General features: G+C 47.7%; 21 protein-coding genes, 1 tRNA gene and 1 pseudogene. All 23 read right to left on the minus strand.

The window, feature by feature from the left end; all coding sequences use genetic code 11:
- Positions 1-2: 2 nt before the first annotated feature.
- Positions 3-602: a phage scaffolding protein gene (locus FD09_RS12520; protein WP_057821909.1), complete on the minus strand. Its 600-nt coding sequence runs from the start codon at positions 600-602 to the stop codon at positions 3-5.
- 113 nt (positions 603-715) lie between these two features.
- Positions 716-1123 (minus strand): hypothetical protein, encoded by a 408-nt coding sequence (locus tag FD09_RS12525; RefSeq protein ID WP_057821911.1) that lies wholly within the window; start codon positions 1121-1123, stop codon positions 716-718.
- A 16-nt stretch (positions 1124-1139) separates the two neighbouring features.
- Positions 1140-1583, minus strand: a complete 444-nt coding sequence (locus tag FD09_RS12530) for a hypothetical protein (RefSeq protein WP_057821913.1) — start codon at positions 1581-1583, stop codon at positions 1140-1142.
- 74 nt (positions 1584-1657) lie between these two features.
- Entirely contained in the window at positions 1658-2803 is a 1146-nt protein-coding gene (locus tag FD09_RS12535) for a phage minor capsid protein (RefSeq protein ID WP_057821915.1), read from the minus strand.
- Entirely contained in the window at positions 2803-4338 is a 1536-nt protein-coding gene (locus FD09_RS12540; protein WP_083487915.1) for a phage portal protein, read from the minus strand. Before FD09_RS12540 ends, FD09_RS12535 begins: the two co-directional genes overlap by 1 nt.
- Positions 4339-4401: 63 nt before the next feature.
- Positions 4402-5706, minus strand: a complete 1305-nt coding sequence (locus tag FD09_RS12545) for a PBSX family phage terminase large subunit (protein WP_057822025.1) — start codon at positions 5704-5706, stop codon at positions 4402-4404.
- A complete protein-coding gene (locus FD09_RS12550; RefSeq protein ID WP_057821919.1) occupies positions 5687-6166 on the minus strand; it encodes a hypothetical protein in 480 nt (159 codons plus the stop codon). Before FD09_RS12550 ends, FD09_RS12545 begins: the two co-directional genes overlap by 20 nt.
- Before the next feature lie 224 nt (positions 6167-6390).
- A pseudogene (locus tag FD09_RS12555) lies at positions 6391-7582 on the minus strand (DNA modification methylase).
- A 390-nt stretch (positions 7583-7972) separates the two neighbouring features.
- Entirely contained in the window at positions 7973-8095 is a 123-nt protein-coding gene (locus tag FD09_RS16950) for a hypothetical protein (RefSeq protein ID WP_263854526.1), read from the minus strand.
- Positions 8096-8227: 132 nt separating this feature from the next.
- A tRNA-Ser gene (locus tag FD09_RS12560) sits at positions 8228-8314 on the minus strand.
- A gap of 515 nt (positions 8315-8829) precedes the next feature.
- On the minus strand, positions 8830-9279 hold the full coding sequence (locus FD09_RS12565; RefSeq protein ID WP_057821920.1) for an ArpU family phage packaging/lysis transcriptional regulator: 450 nt from the start codon (positions 9277-9279) through the stop codon (positions 8830-8832).
- 78 nt (positions 9280-9357) lie between these two features.
- Entirely contained in the window at positions 9358-9516 is a 159-nt protein-coding gene (locus FD09_RS16355) for a hypothetical protein (RefSeq protein ID WP_157053805.1), read from the minus strand.
- A gap of 16 nt (positions 9517-9532) precedes the next feature.
- The gene (locus FD09_RS12570) at positions 9533-9745 is read right to left on the minus strand and encodes a hypothetical protein (protein ID WP_057821922.1); all 213 of its coding nucleotides are present in this window, start codon (positions 9743-9745) and stop codon (positions 9533-9535) included.
- A complete protein-coding gene (locus FD09_RS12575; protein ID WP_157053806.1) occupies positions 9723-10022 on the minus strand; it encodes a hypothetical protein in 300 nt (99 codons plus the stop codon). The genes FD09_RS12570 and FD09_RS12575 overlap by 23 nt, the downstream gene beginning before the upstream one ends.
- 164 nt (positions 10023-10186) lie before the next feature.
- Positions 10187-10618: a hypothetical protein gene (locus FD09_RS12585; protein WP_057821928.1), complete on the minus strand. Its 432-nt coding sequence runs from the start codon at positions 10616-10618 to the stop codon at positions 10187-10189.
- Positions 10611-10997, minus strand: a complete 387-nt coding sequence (locus FD09_RS12590) for a YopX family protein (protein WP_057821930.1) — start codon at positions 10995-10997, stop codon at positions 10611-10613. Before FD09_RS12590 ends, FD09_RS12585 begins: the two co-directional genes overlap by 8 nt.
- The gene (locus FD09_RS12595) at positions 10994-11389 is read right to left on the minus strand and encodes a hypothetical protein (protein WP_057821932.1); all 396 of its coding nucleotides are present in this window, start codon (positions 11387-11389) and stop codon (positions 10994-10996) included. Before FD09_RS12595 ends, FD09_RS12590 begins: the two co-directional genes overlap by 4 nt.
- On the minus strand, positions 11379-11555 hold the full coding sequence (locus FD09_RS16580; RefSeq protein ID WP_164480546.1) for a hypothetical protein: 177 nt from the start codon (positions 11553-11555) through the stop codon (positions 11379-11381). Before FD09_RS16580 ends, FD09_RS12595 begins: the two co-directional genes overlap by 11 nt.
- Positions 11545-12102: a hypothetical protein gene (locus tag FD09_RS12600; protein WP_057821934.1), complete on the minus strand. Its 558-nt coding sequence runs from the start codon at positions 12100-12102 to the stop codon at positions 11545-11547. The genes FD09_RS16580 and FD09_RS12600 overlap by 11 nt, the downstream gene beginning before the upstream one ends.
- A complete protein-coding gene (locus FD09_RS12605) occupies positions 12095-12574 on the minus strand; it encodes a hypothetical protein (protein ID WP_057821936.1) in 480 nt (159 codons plus the stop codon). The genes FD09_RS12600 and FD09_RS12605 overlap by 8 nt, the downstream gene beginning before the upstream one ends.
- Positions 12571-12879 (minus strand): hypothetical protein, encoded by a 309-nt coding sequence (locus FD09_RS12610; RefSeq protein ID WP_057821938.1) that lies wholly within the window; start codon positions 12877-12879, stop codon positions 12571-12573. The genes FD09_RS12605 and FD09_RS12610 overlap by 4 nt, the downstream gene beginning before the upstream one ends.
- Before the next feature lies 1 nt (position 12880).
- Positions 12881-13288 (minus strand): RusA family crossover junction endodeoxyribonuclease, encoded by a 408-nt coding sequence (locus FD09_RS12615; RefSeq protein ID WP_057821940.1) that lies wholly within the window; start codon positions 13286-13288, stop codon positions 12881-12883.
- Positions 13285-14196 (minus strand): DnaD domain protein, encoded by a 912-nt coding sequence (locus tag FD09_RS12620; protein WP_057821942.1) that lies wholly within the window; start codon positions 14194-14196, stop codon positions 13285-13287. The genes FD09_RS12615 and FD09_RS12620 overlap by 4 nt, the downstream gene beginning before the upstream one ends.

The raw sequence follows: 14196 nt of genomic DNA on the forward strand, positions 1-14196 counted from the left end.
TCTTATTCTTCGTGTGCCATGCTTGCCGCCAACTCTTCATAGGTGGCAGTGGCTGGATTGAGAGTTTCATTTGCATTTGCATTTGGATTAGGGTTGCCAGAGACTGTAATTGGCGGTGTATTCTGTGGTTTGGGTGCCTCTTCAGCCTTGAACAGAAACTTGCTACTGTCATCCGACTTGAGCGCTTTGAGCTGTTCATCTAATCCGGTAACATTGCCCTTCTCGTCCAAGTTAAGCTTGTCCTTGTCAATCAGAGCTGAGGCCGCTTTGGTGTTCAATGCACCGGCTTTCACCAGAGCAAGCTCAGTCTGATAATTCAGCTTGGTTTCTTTCAGCTGCTTAGAAACCGCATCATCCTTCGCCTTGTTGTCAGCTTTGAGCTTGTCGATCTCAGCCTGAAAGTCCTTGTCATCCTTATGCGCTGATTTTAGGTCGTTCAGCTGCTTGTCCGATTCCGACGCACGCTGTTTCAGCCCGTCCCGTTCTGTCGTCAGCTGACTGACTTGGCCCTTCAGTTCGTTCACATCGGCCCCATGGAGTGCCATAACTTTTTCGATTTGCTCATCTGAAAGCTCTAATCCTTTTAATTCTTCGCGTTTCAAAACAATCTCTCCCTTACGTGTTTTTGACGCGGTACGACCGCGAATTGGGTAAAACAAATAGCAGTTTTACGACATGCTTGGGTCGAATGCATAAAAAAGCCGCTATTTGTGGCTTAGAAAAATCCCTTGTGACGTTGTGCGTATCTAGATCGTTTATCAATCTCGTGTTTGATCGGTGCTGCCAATTTTTCAGCAAGCAATTTGCCATCTACCTGTACCTGAATATCAGATGGCTCGTATGTTTCTTCAAAAATGTCAGGTTTGCACGGATAAAATTCTCCGTGAACGCCTTTAATGATGTAATCATTCTCTGAAATAGTCATTTTTCCTTCAAGAGTCTTGATTTCACCGCCAATTTTCTCCCCGCCATACTGCGACCAAAGAGAAATATCATGGTTCAATTCCTCATACCCGTTTTTATTAACAGGTAAGTGATCCACCCAACGTGGTACGCCCTTTTTAAAGTTCTCTTTGGTAAAATGCCAAGCTTCAATTTCAACCGGCTTCTTGCGATATTTCATTGCATTTCCTCCTAGATTAGAAACCGTAGAAACTGCGCTCTTGCTTGATGTCGTCTATGCCGTGAACATTGGCAGCAAGTTTAATGACAACTTTGGTAAGATCACCGGCCTTTGAATCGATGCTCATATCAATTAGCCCTTTAATAGGCTTGCCGTTAAGACATGGCCCATCATCTTTCAGTTCAAGAGTGCTTATATATGACGCGTTACCAGATGGCGCTTTATTGTCACCGGTAAATAACAGCCTCAGATACCTGGCAAGTGCCGCATTGTCGATTGTCACCGGGTTGCCATTGGCATATAAATTGCAATTCTGCATGGTCATATTGTCATCGCATCGATTGTATGCGGCCAGGATAAGCTCTCCCAGCTCATAATCTTTGATACCATTAGCCTCTGCCGCCAAATCAAGCAACCTTTTCTTAATGTCTTCACGTGCTTTCAAATCTTCATGGTTCATGACAATACCTCCTTGATTAGCTCAGGGTTCTACTTTGCCAGCATGCGTGATGCATGTGCCAATCCGTCAGCATCCTACGAAAAATCTTTTTCTCTCGAATAGTCCCGAGACAAGAAGTCGTGATCTTTAACGATTTGTCGCAGGGCAGCTTGATTGTTGCTGATTAATTGCTTGTAATGCTGCTGGCCATCTGCATCACCCATTTTTTTGGCAAGGTCTGCATTAGCCTTGTACTTCCGCACGCGGCGTTCTAACGCCCGCTGTTGCTGTTGAACGTTGCCATTGGCAATGGCCTGTTCTGGGTCAAACTGAGTGAAGCTGTTGGTGTTAGCCCCAGGAACATATCCCCATTTCTGGTGGTGGCAATTAATACCAAATGTTCCGCCTGGTTCACCGTATCCGTGATGGTATAACGATTCAAACCATTCTCCGCTCACGTCAGACCTAAACGACTGATAACGTGTAGTCACCGTCCCACCTTGAATTGGCGCACATGCTGGCCGGCTCGCAGCGTGACTAGACATCACAAATGTGTCGATACCGTAGTCGTCTGCTGCTTGATCTCGAACTGATTGAAATGCTCTATTGCTCGTGGTGGTGATCACCGTTCTCGCGTAGCTGTCTATGGACCACGGATGTGTCCCATTATCAATGAGTACGGTCTGGATCCCCTTATCACGCCACGAATACACCGTATCCGCCAAGGCCCTGGCAGGCGTTTTAAGGCCCGTTATCACCTGAGCAGTGGTTTCCTTGACAATCTGCTGATAAGTGCGCACAGCTGCATTATCGCTGTAATTCGTGGTAATTAGTGTCTGGTTAACGTTGTTGTCCAGGTCGAGGAATGTCTGTTTCAGATAGCCATTCATCAATTTGTCGATGCTCGAGCTTGGCTTGATTGTCGTGCCCGTTGCACTTCCTAGACGAGCATATTCGGTGTTAGCAATTTGAATGCCGAAGTCGTTGAACAGATGGCGGAGTTTTGGCTCGGCTATTTTAGCTGCTTGGCTTACTTCTTTGATGGTGGCTTCGTTAACCAGATGCATTTGATTCAGTTGCTCCGCTTGCCATTGCAACACATGGTCCTTGTCCAGCGGGAATGCTCCGTGGTTCTGCAGCCGGTCAACGAACATTTCAAATATTGATTGCTCCAGCGAACCATAAATATCGCCAATGGTAGCCTGAGTGACAGTTAATTGGTAAGGCGTTGCTTGCGGCATCAGCTATCACCGTCCCCGCCAAACAATCCTCCCTGTTCGCCCGACGGCAACGTAGGCTGCGATTCTGATGAAGCCTCTTGGGCATACTGTTTTGCCACATCGTCCGGCACATCCAACGCCCGTGCAATCGCAACGTGGTGGGGAACGAATCCAGCAGCAGCGGCTTTGATCCAATAGTCAAGGCTTGCTTCCTTGTCAGTAAATACACCATCGTCAAAATCAACAGTCACTTGGTCAATCGTTGGAATTGGCCCGCTGTATAATGGTGATCCATTAATGATCGTTCCACTAGCAAGCTCACAGATCGAAACGCACAGCTCTTGTACTGCTCGCTCCACCATTGTCAGGTGACTATTGCGAGTCTGGTAGGTCATGGAGTTCTCGGACACCACCTCTGTGGCTGTTTTAAGCCCCTGGGCGTCAAACGAGAATGTACCGGAAGACAAGCCAACTTGCATCTCAAGCGTTTTAAGAAAGTGGTTTAAAGATGCGACGTAATCTTGCGATCTGATAGGGGTCGTTAAATCTTGAACTGTTTTATCGTCCATGCCACCGCCTTGGACTGACAGAAAGACATTCTGATCAGGGTCAAATACTTGTTTGGGTTCCTTCTGGCCTTCTCGCCCGAATGTGATCTCCGTCATACTATCGGCAACGGCTACTCGTCGCTGACCCATCTTAACTTCCCAATTAAACTGATCATACGCATCGTTTAACTGTTTGAGCGTATTCAGCGCATTATCGCAAACACCAATACCTAATGGACTGGTGATGTTTCGATTGTTGAATCCGGCCGGCTTCAGATAAACGAATAATGGACGCGTAAATACAGACGTATCCAGGTTAACCAATGGCGGCAAGTCGGGGTACAGCATGGATAAATCAACCTTGATGCCAACAGTATCAGAGGTCTCTGACCTATAAAGCTCATTTGTAATGGTGTACTCATTTTCGCTCCATTCATGGAACTCAAGCAGCGTATAATACACCGTTTGCTTTCCTTCAGTTCTTACAGTTCTCGTTGCAATAGCTGCACTGCTGACGTCATTTGTGTTAGATCGAAGTGGGTAGAAACTAGGTGCCTGCACCCATGCCAGTTTGATTTTCTTCGTGCTGTAGTCAACGTAAGGACGAATAGCAAGACCGCCGAGTGCCAAACACGACTCAAGATAGCGTTCAAAGTTCTTATTGAAGTCATTGTCTTCTAGAACTTCATGAATAAACGTATCTGCTTCATCCGGAACTTTATAATCGACCGTATTTCCGGACTCGTCAGTTTTCTCGGAACGAGTTTCAATCGTGATCTTGCTTTTTTCATTGTATAAAATTGAGGCCAAACGTCGGCAGATAACTTGCATCATGTTTAAAGTCACATAAGGTCGCTTTTTAATATCTCCGTATGTGTTTCTGAACTCAATCTCGCGAAATTTGCCTTCAAAGTAACGTTTATCTAGTGCAATACGGTCATACTCTTTTGGATCTACACTGATTTTTGGGTGATCGGTAATTTGCCCAAGGCTTTGTACAACTCCCAATGCTGCGCCTCCTTTCCTGAATAGGTTTTTGATTGTATTGATTAAGTTCAAAGCGTCACCTTCTTAGCGTTTCAGCCCAAGAACTCGGGCATTGTCAAGAATCATGTATTTGAATGCGTCTACTGTATGGTCGTTTTCTTTGATAACTTTGGGGTCGTCCGACTCCATTGACTTCTCATCCCATTGATACTGCCGGTGCTGTTCCATGAACACTTTATTGTTCGGAGTGTCCAAAACAAAAACCCGCCCTTGTGCGAGCAGGCTTTGAACGTAGTCGATCATATCGGCTTCTTTGAGTTTGTGTACTGGATGCCAAGCAACGTGGTAGTCGCTGTAATACTGGTTACGCATGGCACCTTCAGCAGAATCGATTGTCATGTTTTTGACTTTCGCGCCGCGATATTTCTTGGTTACCGAGGTTAAGAATTCGTGAATCTCCTTTGATAGTAGGCTTGGCGGCTTCTTTAAAGATTGATTGGCCGGTGAGTAGTAGTAGGTGTCAAGAACGATTACATTGCCCTTTGAAGTGACAGCAGCGGCAGGCAATGCCGTAGCGGACGATATATGCCCACTGTCCATTGCTAGAAATAGGTAAATCAAAGGATCATCATCGGGAATATGATCAATCAGGTGGAACAGATCCATGTTGTAGACGTTGGTTCCAAGTCCGACGACCTCGCCTAGATACAGCCAGCGGTAGTAGTCATAATCGTTTGCTTTATACTTGTCGATCAGTCTGAGTTGCTGTCCGTCAGTGAACCCAAGATCATCATCGAGATAAGTTGATTTGTCGATGAAGAAGTCGTTGTCTCCTCTAACGCTATCAATCCACTCATTAATCCAGTTATATGGATTCTTCGGTGGGTTGTACGTGTAGAAGATTTGAACCTGATCAACCCATGGTGATTTCTGTCGAATGAAGGTTGGATTAGTTTGGTCAAACACTTCAGCGGATTTGAAGTTGGCTGCTTCTTCATACCACACAGCAATCACGTTGCGAACGGTGTTAGACTTCAGCTTTTCAGGCCTGTCACCACCATAGAAGTAGAATGTGCTGCCAGTTCCGCGATGCGTTATGCGCATAGGTGATACGTTAAACACAAACTCGTCTGTCATTTTGAGCATGTCAATTGCCCAACCGATTTGACTGTATACAGTATCACGCAAGTTAACCGTGTTCTCTCGAATGACGATGATGTTTGCTTTATGGCCTTCTTGCGCTTGCCTTTTCAGCATCATGACAAGCTTCAGACTAACTGTCGATGATTTGAACGACCCCCGGCCGCCTTTGAGAATGAAATACGGTCGGTTTGATCTCCAGAACTGATAGAAGTGTGGCTGAATCAGATTAGTCGTCCGGATCTGAATCTTCGGATGCTTCGTTTGGGACGTCGTCAACGATCATCGCACCTCCTTCGTTAGCTGCCTGTTTGATGTCCTTGGCCTTAGCCTCTGTAATGTCTGCTTCTGCCTTGGCTTTGCGTGCATCTTCTTTTGCCTTTTGGGCTTGTGCTTCGTTCAGCTCCTTGTATGAGTTGTCCCGGAAGTACTCCGGCATCCGATTGCGCAACCAAAATGTCATAGCTTGCACATTTCCATTCTTCGCCGCCTTGATTAACGCATTCACGACAACAGCATCTACCACTTCTTTGCCTTCCTCTACGGCGGCCGAAATGGCCGGATACTTCGTCTTCCATACCTTGAAGGTGGAATAACTAATGCCCATGTTATGGGCTATCTGCGGCTCAGATAGGCCCATTCTCGCCCAGTTAGTTAGCACAGCTAGTTTAGGTTTTGTTAGCCATTTCTGGTACTTCCCATTGGCCATTACATATTCACCACGCTCCCTCTGAATTCGTCCTGATGTCGCCGGGTGGATTCGAACCACCAGTACAGGGTATGAATCTGCACCTCGCACCGTCTTTGACGGCAACAAAAAGCGGTGGCTGTTGTGGGCCTCCGCTTGTTAACACATCCGTTTTTCCATTTTCCCGATGGGCGGAGATGCCTATGGCGCAACAGGGATTCGAACCCCACTGCGTTGTGCGCATGTTAGTTCTGAGCGGATGCTTCTACAACTCTTTCTGCCTTCTGACCGGTGAATTCTTCCCATCGTTTGATGATGACATCAGCGTATCGAGGGTCGAGTTCCATTAGATAAGCGTTCCGCCCATTCTGTTCACAAGCCATCATTGTTGTACCCGATCCGCCGAACAAATCCAGAATATTGTCGCCGGACTTGGAGCTATTTTTAATTTGATAGTCGAAAAGGGGAACTGGTTTCATTGTGGGATGGTCTTTATTACGATTCGGCTTGTCAAAATGCATGATTGTGGTTTGCTTTCGGTCTGAGAACCAGGAATGAGTACCATTTGCAAGCCAACCGTAGAGACACGGCTCATGCTGCCATTGGTAGTCCTGGCGTCCCATGACCATTTGGTTCTTTGCCCAAATGAGTTCTTGCCGAACGCTCATTCCTGCATCTTCTGCTGCACGGTTAAAGTTCACCGCTTCCGAGGAAGCGTACCAGACATAGAACGATGCTCCAGACTTCATGTTGGCGGCCGCCGCTTTGAATGCTCCTAATAGAAATTCGTAGAAGTCGCTGGCCGATTGCTTATCGTTGTCCAAGCTAAGCTTTTCTTTTGTTTTGCCGGTATATCCCACGTTATAAGGCGGGTCAGTAATTAGTAGGTCGGCCAACTGTCCCCCCCATCGGGGTTTTTACCTGTTCCGGGTCGGTACTGTCACCAACCATCAGCCGGTGACGTCCGAGCTGGTACACTTCACCTAGCTTGCTCGTTGGCTCCTCGGGTGGCTCCTCATCAAAGTCATCATCTTGTGCCCCACCGTCATCATCACCTAGTGCTGCGTCTAGCTCGGCGTCTGTAAAGCCGAAGTCGCTCATGTCGAGATCGTTGATACTGGCCAGCTCATCATCCAGTAATCCTAAGTCCCAGTCCGCCAGCTCACCAACTCTATTGTCAGCCAACCGATATGCCTTTACATGCTCGGGGTCTAAATCCTTCGCAACCAGGACAGGTACCGTCTTCATTTTTAACTTTTTAGCCGCTTTTAGTCGCGTATGACCGACAATGATCACACCATCTTTGTCTACCACAATAGGCTGCTTCCAGCCGAACTCTTTGAGCGAGTTAGCGGTTGCTTCTACCGCCTGATTATTATTCCGGGGGTTCTTGTCGTAGGGCGTGACCTTTTCGATCGGCCAATTTTCAATTTGCATGGTTTTCTCCAATCAAAAAAGACGCCCTTTGCAAGACGTCTTCCTGTTAAAATTCCCGGTCTTTGGGTGCCGGTTTGTTTGATCCTGCCCGCATGAATTAAGTAAACCAACTTTATTATTGACGGGCTTATATACAATCCTCCGGTCACGTTTTCCGCCGTGCCTTTGGTAATATCACTGGTCAGGATTTGCTCCTGAGGTAATCAACCCAACTACACCCTGCTACTCATCGTCATGGTAGGCTTATCAGTACGTAGCGACGGATTATCTGCCGTCACATACCTTCACGGGTGGTAATGTTGCCCACGACCGAGTTTAGGCGGTCTTCGTTTCCTTTCGAAAGTTTGGTGGGCTATGCATCTGGTGAGTATCGAACTCGCAAAATGTGGTTTATTCGCCAGATACAATGCGCTGCTTTGAAAAGCAATAAGATCGGCCGAACATATTGATCTGAATCCATGACTCGGCATAATGCTTGCCGTTTTCCCAATATTTCGTAATGTAGTGATGCATTGTAATTTCCTCCTGTTCAAGATTAAAGGCCTCAGTCATTTGCCGTTGTGGCCTTTTTCTTTTTCTTTTTTTTAGCCCACGACCGAGTTCAGGCGGTCTTCGCTTCCTTTCGGTAGTTTGGTGGGCAACGAACGGAGTGTGGAGGATTTGAACCCCCGAACGATTTATCGTTACCTGTTTAGTAGACAGGCACCATCAGCCAGGCTCGGACAACACTCCATATGGCATCAGACAAGCTCACAGTCCCATGATTAAATATCACGTTCGGCCTAGGTGTGTCTCCGATATGCCATTAATATCACTGGTCAGGATTTGCACCTGACATGATGATTACCGATTGGTAGTCAGCCAATACGATTGCTGATCGTAACCAGCACATCTAACTAAGTGTCTACCTATTCCGCCACAGTGATACGTCACGCTCGCCTTGCGGGTCCTCGCATGACTATTTGCCCACCGCACATTAGCGCTATCCGCACAACCGATGTTGGGTCGTGCTTATCCATTTTTTGAGTTTGAACACATCATCCAATGGAAACGTGGGCAATAGGACGACCGGGAATCGAACCCGGATATTGACCTGCTCCGTCCTGCCAATTGGTATCAGTAAATTGTGCGTGTGGTCCGGGGAGGAGGTCCCACACGTCTTTGGCACAATACCATAATACGATGGAAACACTTACGCCCGTGTCACGACTTACTTACGACTTACTTACGACTTACTTACGGACTTGTTACGCTCGTTTTTCGGTACGATAGACCAGCAACTCACTTGGCGATGGCGGCCATAACTCTGCAAATGCCACCAATGCATCCTCCCTGGCGTGATAATAAGCCGTTGACTGCATTCCAAGCTGCTCCATGATCGATTCCACCTTGGGTGGCCGGCCCACCGTATACAAGAGCCGCAGGATGGTGCGCCCCTCACTGCTCTCAATAGCACTAATGACCCGATCACATTGATGACAAAACTCTCCGTCTTCCAGGTCTCGCAGAATCTTATTCTCCTGAGCGTTTTCCGTGCTTGGTGATCTAGGCATCCCGTCCATCTGTGGGGACTGAATGGTCACCTCGTTCCGCTTGGCCTTATGCTTCCGATGCCGATAGTCCATCAACACCGCTTTGGCATTTGTCGCTGTTGCCTCATGGTCTAATCTTCGCCAGTATGTCTGTACTATCCGCATCATGCAGCACTCCCCACTTTTTGATATACTTGATTTGCGGAATCATTGGAGAGGGCCGCTTAGCAGCGGTCTTTTTTGTTACTCAGAATCTTCATTTGACAAAAGGCCGCGGTAGGTCAGCACGATAAACCGAAAAACTAATCCAACACATAGGCCAAACCAGATGAATAACAACGGAGCCAATACAATTACTGTCCATGCCGATCCATACCATAACCACTCAATGATTTGTTTCATTTTTTGGCCTCCTTGATTAGCTCCACGTTGTCGATCCGGGCGAGAAATACTTTACTCCAGCCCGTTGATCTGGTGTCCCACTGTCAAGGATGGTGATTTCGCCAGTTGCCAACGCGACGAAACCATCACTAGGCCAGCCGGCGTCATCCACGCGACAAGTGCTGCCTTTGTAATCAGGAAAACTGTTGCCCGTATAACGCACCTTGTCACCCTTCTTCAACTGCTTCATTCTTTGGCCTCCTCTTAATCAACTCCACTGCATCTGGTAGTACGGTCCCAACGAACTTCCACCGGACCACCTGCTTGACCCCTTGAAACGTCCCAATGCTCTCTGGCACGCCCAGCATCAGGTAATCCGTCCACTGCTTATCGTGCCAGTGGCCGAGCACTCGGCATGATGTATCCTTGTATCGTACCCAGTCACCGCACTCATAATTAATCATCACCATCAAGCTTTCGTCCGCACCATTGGCAGCATATTGCATCATTCGTGATCCAATGCCCATGATCGTTAATATCCAAGATTGGCAGTCCATTACTATCGGTCCCATAGTGCATAATGACGTCGTTGTCTGCAATCCAGTCTTTATCTTCGTGACAGTATGGGCAATTCTTCTGCTTTTCTGTTAAAGGGGTCGATTTCGACCCCTTTTCTGCTGCAAATGCATCGTTAAGATTCATAATCATCGCCCAACTTCATCTTTCCATGTCCCCACAGATCACGCGCCATCTCAATTTCGTATGACGACGGCATCTTATCAACGGAAGCTCGCACCAGTGCCATGTCGAAGTCCTTCAATCCGCCATATGCCGCAATCATCGGCACGTCCTCGGGATCAACGCAATCCTGGTAATCAACACCAAGGCAGACAGAGTATCCGTGGTGCAACAGATGCCACTGAAATGGATAATCAAAGTTATCAATGTTATCCAACCCGTCTGCCCAAGGGATGCGCTTTGCACGCAGTTCAACAAAATCGGTATCTTCAAACTCCACTAGGGCTTTAACTTTTGCTTTTCCGACCGTCTCGGCTTGAACATAGGTGACTGTCTTCCCATACTCGGGATCGCCCTGATTCCAGACCTCATAGACTTTACTCATTCCTTGCACCCTCCATCAGTTCGGGATTCTCGTAGACGTTGCCGATAACCGTCATGCTCTTAGTCTCGTTGAAAAGCGGCTCAGCAATCCTTTCGCGTGGATCATTAATTATCCATGATCCCTCCAAGAATGTGACTACGCCGATCATCGCATCACTATCTCCTGGGGTTGTTGGTTCCGATCGAACGATGTCACCATCATAAATATCCGTCCCGTTCTTGTCGTGCATGCCCGCGTACTGCATCAATTCGACCAACGCCATATAATCCCAGTGATGATCCACCGTTTCAATGGCACGCCCTGATAAGTGGATCTTATCGACTTTCCGCATGATCTTGTCTTCTGGCAACCACGCTCGAAACTTAATCTCATGTTTCATTTCTCCGCCTCCAATTTCACGATTTCACCGGTTTCCTCAACGCGCCAGACACCTAGCAACCACGCACGGGCGAAGGTGTCGGAATGGTCGACTGCCCAAGTCCATACTCCGGTAACGGATTGACTGGTCTTGAGCGTGTCCGTACTGTAAAGCGGTTCAAGTAGCTCAATGATGCTTTGACCTCGCATTTTTGCGATTTCAATCTCATCTCCGGCCGCCATGGGAATCACCGGCAGATCATCTGGCAAGGCGGCGGCGTAACGAGCACTATAATCAGACAGACTTTCCGACCAGTCTTCGAACGACCCGTCCCTAGGCAAACTACTAATAAAATTTTGTTTCCAATCATCTAGTGCCCGCTCTATAACGTCCCGCTTCGTCTCATTGCTCATCGTCAGTAACCTCCAACTGTTCCCTGTTGTAATCAATGATGCGTTGATAATTGTTGTTGGCTTGCCATGCGCAATCATACAGGCCCCACAGATCAAGCTTGTCGATTGCGTTGCTCGCGGCATCGATGGCCTTTTGTGCCGCGTCGATGTCAGCTTTAGTCGTCATCTTCGGTCACCTCCACCGGTTTGATGGCCTTGACCCATGCTGGTGCGGAATCAATATCCGATTGAGTAACATAAAAGCCATATGCAATTGCCTCTTCGTTGCTGTACGCCCAACCCGTATTCCAGTAATCTTGGCTACCGAGGAACCGCGCGTAAAGAGTCTTTGTGCCAGTACCAACATCATCACGCGTTCCGTCCATTGGCAGTAAGAATCTTTTTTCGGGTTCTGGTGTCCAGCCATACCGATAGGCATCAATCAGCTTCAATACATTTTCTTCTTTTGGTCCCAGTGAAAATGCAGATGCTTCAGAGGCATTGGTGTAATCCCAGTTAATGATAATGACCTCTCTTACGGGATCTTTAGATTCGGCTTTTACGGCATCAACGTACAAACCAACTTTTTGGGGTAATGGCACAGGCTTGTGTTCCAATTCAAGATTGTCAATCAGGCACTGTACATGCCAGACAACTTTGTCCCGGTCTTCGAAGTCTGGGTAGTACACACCAAGCCAGCCCGCAAATTTCTTTTTTGCTTCTTCCTTATTCATGTTCTTTTACCTCCAACGGTGACAATTCCTCGCCACCCAGTTTCGCCCATTCCTCACGCAGTTGATTAAGATGATTGGTAATCCTGTTTCCTTTTTTGACAGCTTCTGCCAAGTCATGAGATAGTCGCCATTGCCGTGGGCGAAGCTCATCGATTGCTAATGAGTTGATATTGATGCAACGGTGTTTTGTAAACTCCCTCGTGGCCGTAACATCAATCGACCCAAAGCACACAATTAGTAGCCGGTCTTGTTTGATATCGTGATAAATGCTGTTCCAACCCCGACCGTGTGTGTTGGTCTTACGATTGTGCCAAGCCCCTGTCGTTGTTGCCCAATCCCAAGTACTCCAATCCTCAATGCGCACTTGACCAGATCCTGAGAAATCAATGAACTGGAATCCGCTCGCTTGGAGCCTTTGCATATTGGCTTTGCTGCGCTCCCAACGTCGCTTTTTTGCAAGGGGATCGATCATCCCAGTACCTCCCGCACCTGATGTGCTCGTTGCCATGCGTGGCGGTCGTTGATCTCCTTGAGCCGTTTATCCTTGCCCAGATATGGCAACTGGTCCTCAACCGGATCTTTATCGTCAGCCACAAACAAAGGCTCCGGTAAGCTGACAAAAGATAAGCGGCTGGTAGACCGCTTGCGCTGTTCTTTCCGCGCATCAGAACTTGTGTCCTCCAACACGTCGTTGATATAGCGATAAGCTTCCTTGGCCGTATCAAACGACGGCCCGTATGCCTGTCGGCTTGCACAGCCGATAATTTGATAACTCATATCACTCGCTCCGTTCCTGTTTAATTTCAACGTATCCATGGCCTGACGGCTCGATGCTGAAGTCATCTCGAAACCCTCTAACGTACTCGATACTGTCATTGGGCAACACTTTGGCATCTTGCAAGCCGTCAAGGATATATTTTTTCTGGAAAGCCATGTTGTCTGGGTCGATCCGCTTATCCGGCATATGCCAGTGAAAAACCAAACGCGCCGGCCACCCCCATTTCAACCCTTGGTGTGCTGCACTAAGGGCATAATCCATGCAGTTTTTTGTGGCTTGTTTTTTCAGGCTTGATCCGCTGAAACGATTGGATCTCTCGGCATTGACATATTTATTTAACGAGGCATCCTTGTATCTTTTTGTGGCCGCCAACGGTAACGGAATCACGATGCTCTCGATTCTCTTCATGATTTCGTTTCCTCCTGCTTCTTGAACTGTGCGATCTGTTCAGCCAAACGCCTTTTTGTCTCTTCGTCAGCTGGTTTAGCTTTCGGTGCGACGTAATTAGGATCCGCCCACGGTGGCTGGCTCGTTTTTGGCTTCTGGGACGCACCACGTTTGTTAAACCGGCCAACATTGAACATGGCGTCAGCCTTCTTGACCCCGTCTACCGTGTAGATTTTCTTCTGGTCCCAGTCCTGCAGGATGGCGTTCGCATAGCTCCATTTCGCCTGATTGCCAACGGCCCGCCTAATGGCTTCGACGACCAAATCTGCCGGGAAAGTCTTTAGCCAATCCCGGAGTTCCTCCTGGATCAACGGTGCCATAAATCCACCAAACGACTGTTCCCAGAGTTCAAAGACTCGGGTTCGATCCTTGGTCGCCTGATCGTCAGGCACTACCGGAGTACCCGGATCATCATCATGATGATTAGTATCAGTCATGTTTAAGTCAGTACCAGTAAAGTACTGTTCCGCATTCTGTTCCGCAGGTTGTACCGCATTCTGTTCCGCATTCTGTTCCGCATTCTGTTCCGTTTTTTTTCTTGTTCTGTTCTGTTTTTTGGTTTCTGGCCGACCATCAGGGCTCAATGGCATGATCTGATAGATTGGTGTGTCCTCATTTTTCTTGCCCTTGATATATGTGATCAATCCCTGCTGGACCAGCGCATTGCGCGCCGTGGAGAGACCATCAACGGACTTAATTCCAGTAATCGACATGATGTACTCGTTCTGCAGGCGGAAAGAAGCATCTAGTAATCCGCTATCGTTCGCGTAATCCAATAATTCGCGATACAGACTTGCTTGATTAACGGTGAGTTTCTTTACGGCGAGCTTGAACTGACGAAAGGCACGTCGCTGCTTGAAATAATCCAA

It is taken from the genome of Schleiferilactobacillus perolens DSM 12744 (genome assembly GCF_001435585.1).
Classification (GTDB): domain Bacteria; phylum Bacillota; class Bacilli; order Lactobacillales; family Lactobacillaceae; genus Schleiferilactobacillus; species Schleiferilactobacillus perolens.

Coding starts and splice junctions, on each gene's coding strand:
- FD09_RS12590 (WP_057821930.1), bottom strand. CDS start 10,997: ATGAAACATGAGATTAAGTTTCGAGCGTGGTTGCCAGAAGACAAGATC.
- FD09_RS12535 (WP_057821915.1), bottom strand. CDS start 2,803: ATGCCGCAAGCAACGCCTTACCAATTAACTGTCACTCAGGCTACCATT.
- FD09_RS16580 (WP_164480546.1), bottom strand. CDS start 11,555: ATGACGACTAAAGCTGACATCGACGCGGCACAAAAGGCCATCGATGCC.
- FD09_RS12615 (WP_057821940.1), bottom strand. CDS start 13,288: ATGAAGAGAATCGAGAGCATCGTGATTCCGTTACCGTTGGCGGCCACA.
- FD09_RS12585 (WP_057821928.1), bottom strand. CDS start 10,618: ATGAGTAAAGTCTATGAGGTCTGGAATCAGGGCGATCCCGAGTATGGG.
- FD09_RS12525 (WP_057821911.1), bottom strand. CDS start 1,123: ATGAAATATCGCAAGAAGCCGGTTGAAATTGAAGCTTGGCATTTTACC.
- FD09_RS12595 (WP_057821932.1), bottom strand. CDS start 11,389: ATGAGCAATGAGACGAAGCGGGACGTTATAGAGCGGGCACTAGATGAT.
- FD09_RS16950 (WP_263854526.1), bottom strand. CDS start 8,095: ATGCATCACTACATTACGAAATATTGGGAAAACGGCAAGCATTATGCC.
- FD09_RS12530 (WP_057821913.1), bottom strand. CDS start 1,583: ATGAACCATGAAGATTTGAAAGCACGTGAAGACATTAAGAAAAGGTTG.
- FD09_RS12570 (WP_057821922.1), bottom strand. CDS start 9,745: ATGAAGCAGTTGAAGAAGGGTGACAAGGTGCGTTATACGGGCAACAGT.
- FD09_RS12600 (WP_057821934.1), bottom strand. CDS start 12,102: ATGAATAAGGAAGAAGCAAAAAAGAAATTTGCGGGCTGGCTTGGTGTG.
- FD09_RS12605 (WP_057821936.1), bottom strand. CDS start 12,574: ATGATCGATCCCCTTGCAAAAAAGCGACGTTGGGAGCGCAGCAAAGCC.
- FD09_RS12610 (WP_057821938.1), bottom strand. CDS start 12,879: ATGAGTTATCAAATTATCGGCTGTGCAAGCCGACAGGCATACGGGCCG.
- FD09_RS12550 (WP_057821919.1), bottom strand. CDS start 6,166: ATGGCCAATGGGAAGTACCAGAAATGGCTAACAAAACCTAAACTAGCT.
- FD09_RS12565 (WP_057821920.1), bottom strand. CDS start 9,279: ATGCGGATAGTACAGACATACTGGCGAAGATTAGACCATGAGGCAACA.
- FD09_RS12575 (WP_157053806.1), bottom strand. CDS start 10,022: ATGGGCATTGGATCACGAATGATGCAATATGCTGCCAATGGTGCGGAC.
- FD09_RS16355 (WP_157053805.1), bottom strand. CDS start 9,516: ATGAAACAAATCATTGAGTGGTTATGGTATGGATCGGCATGGACAGTA.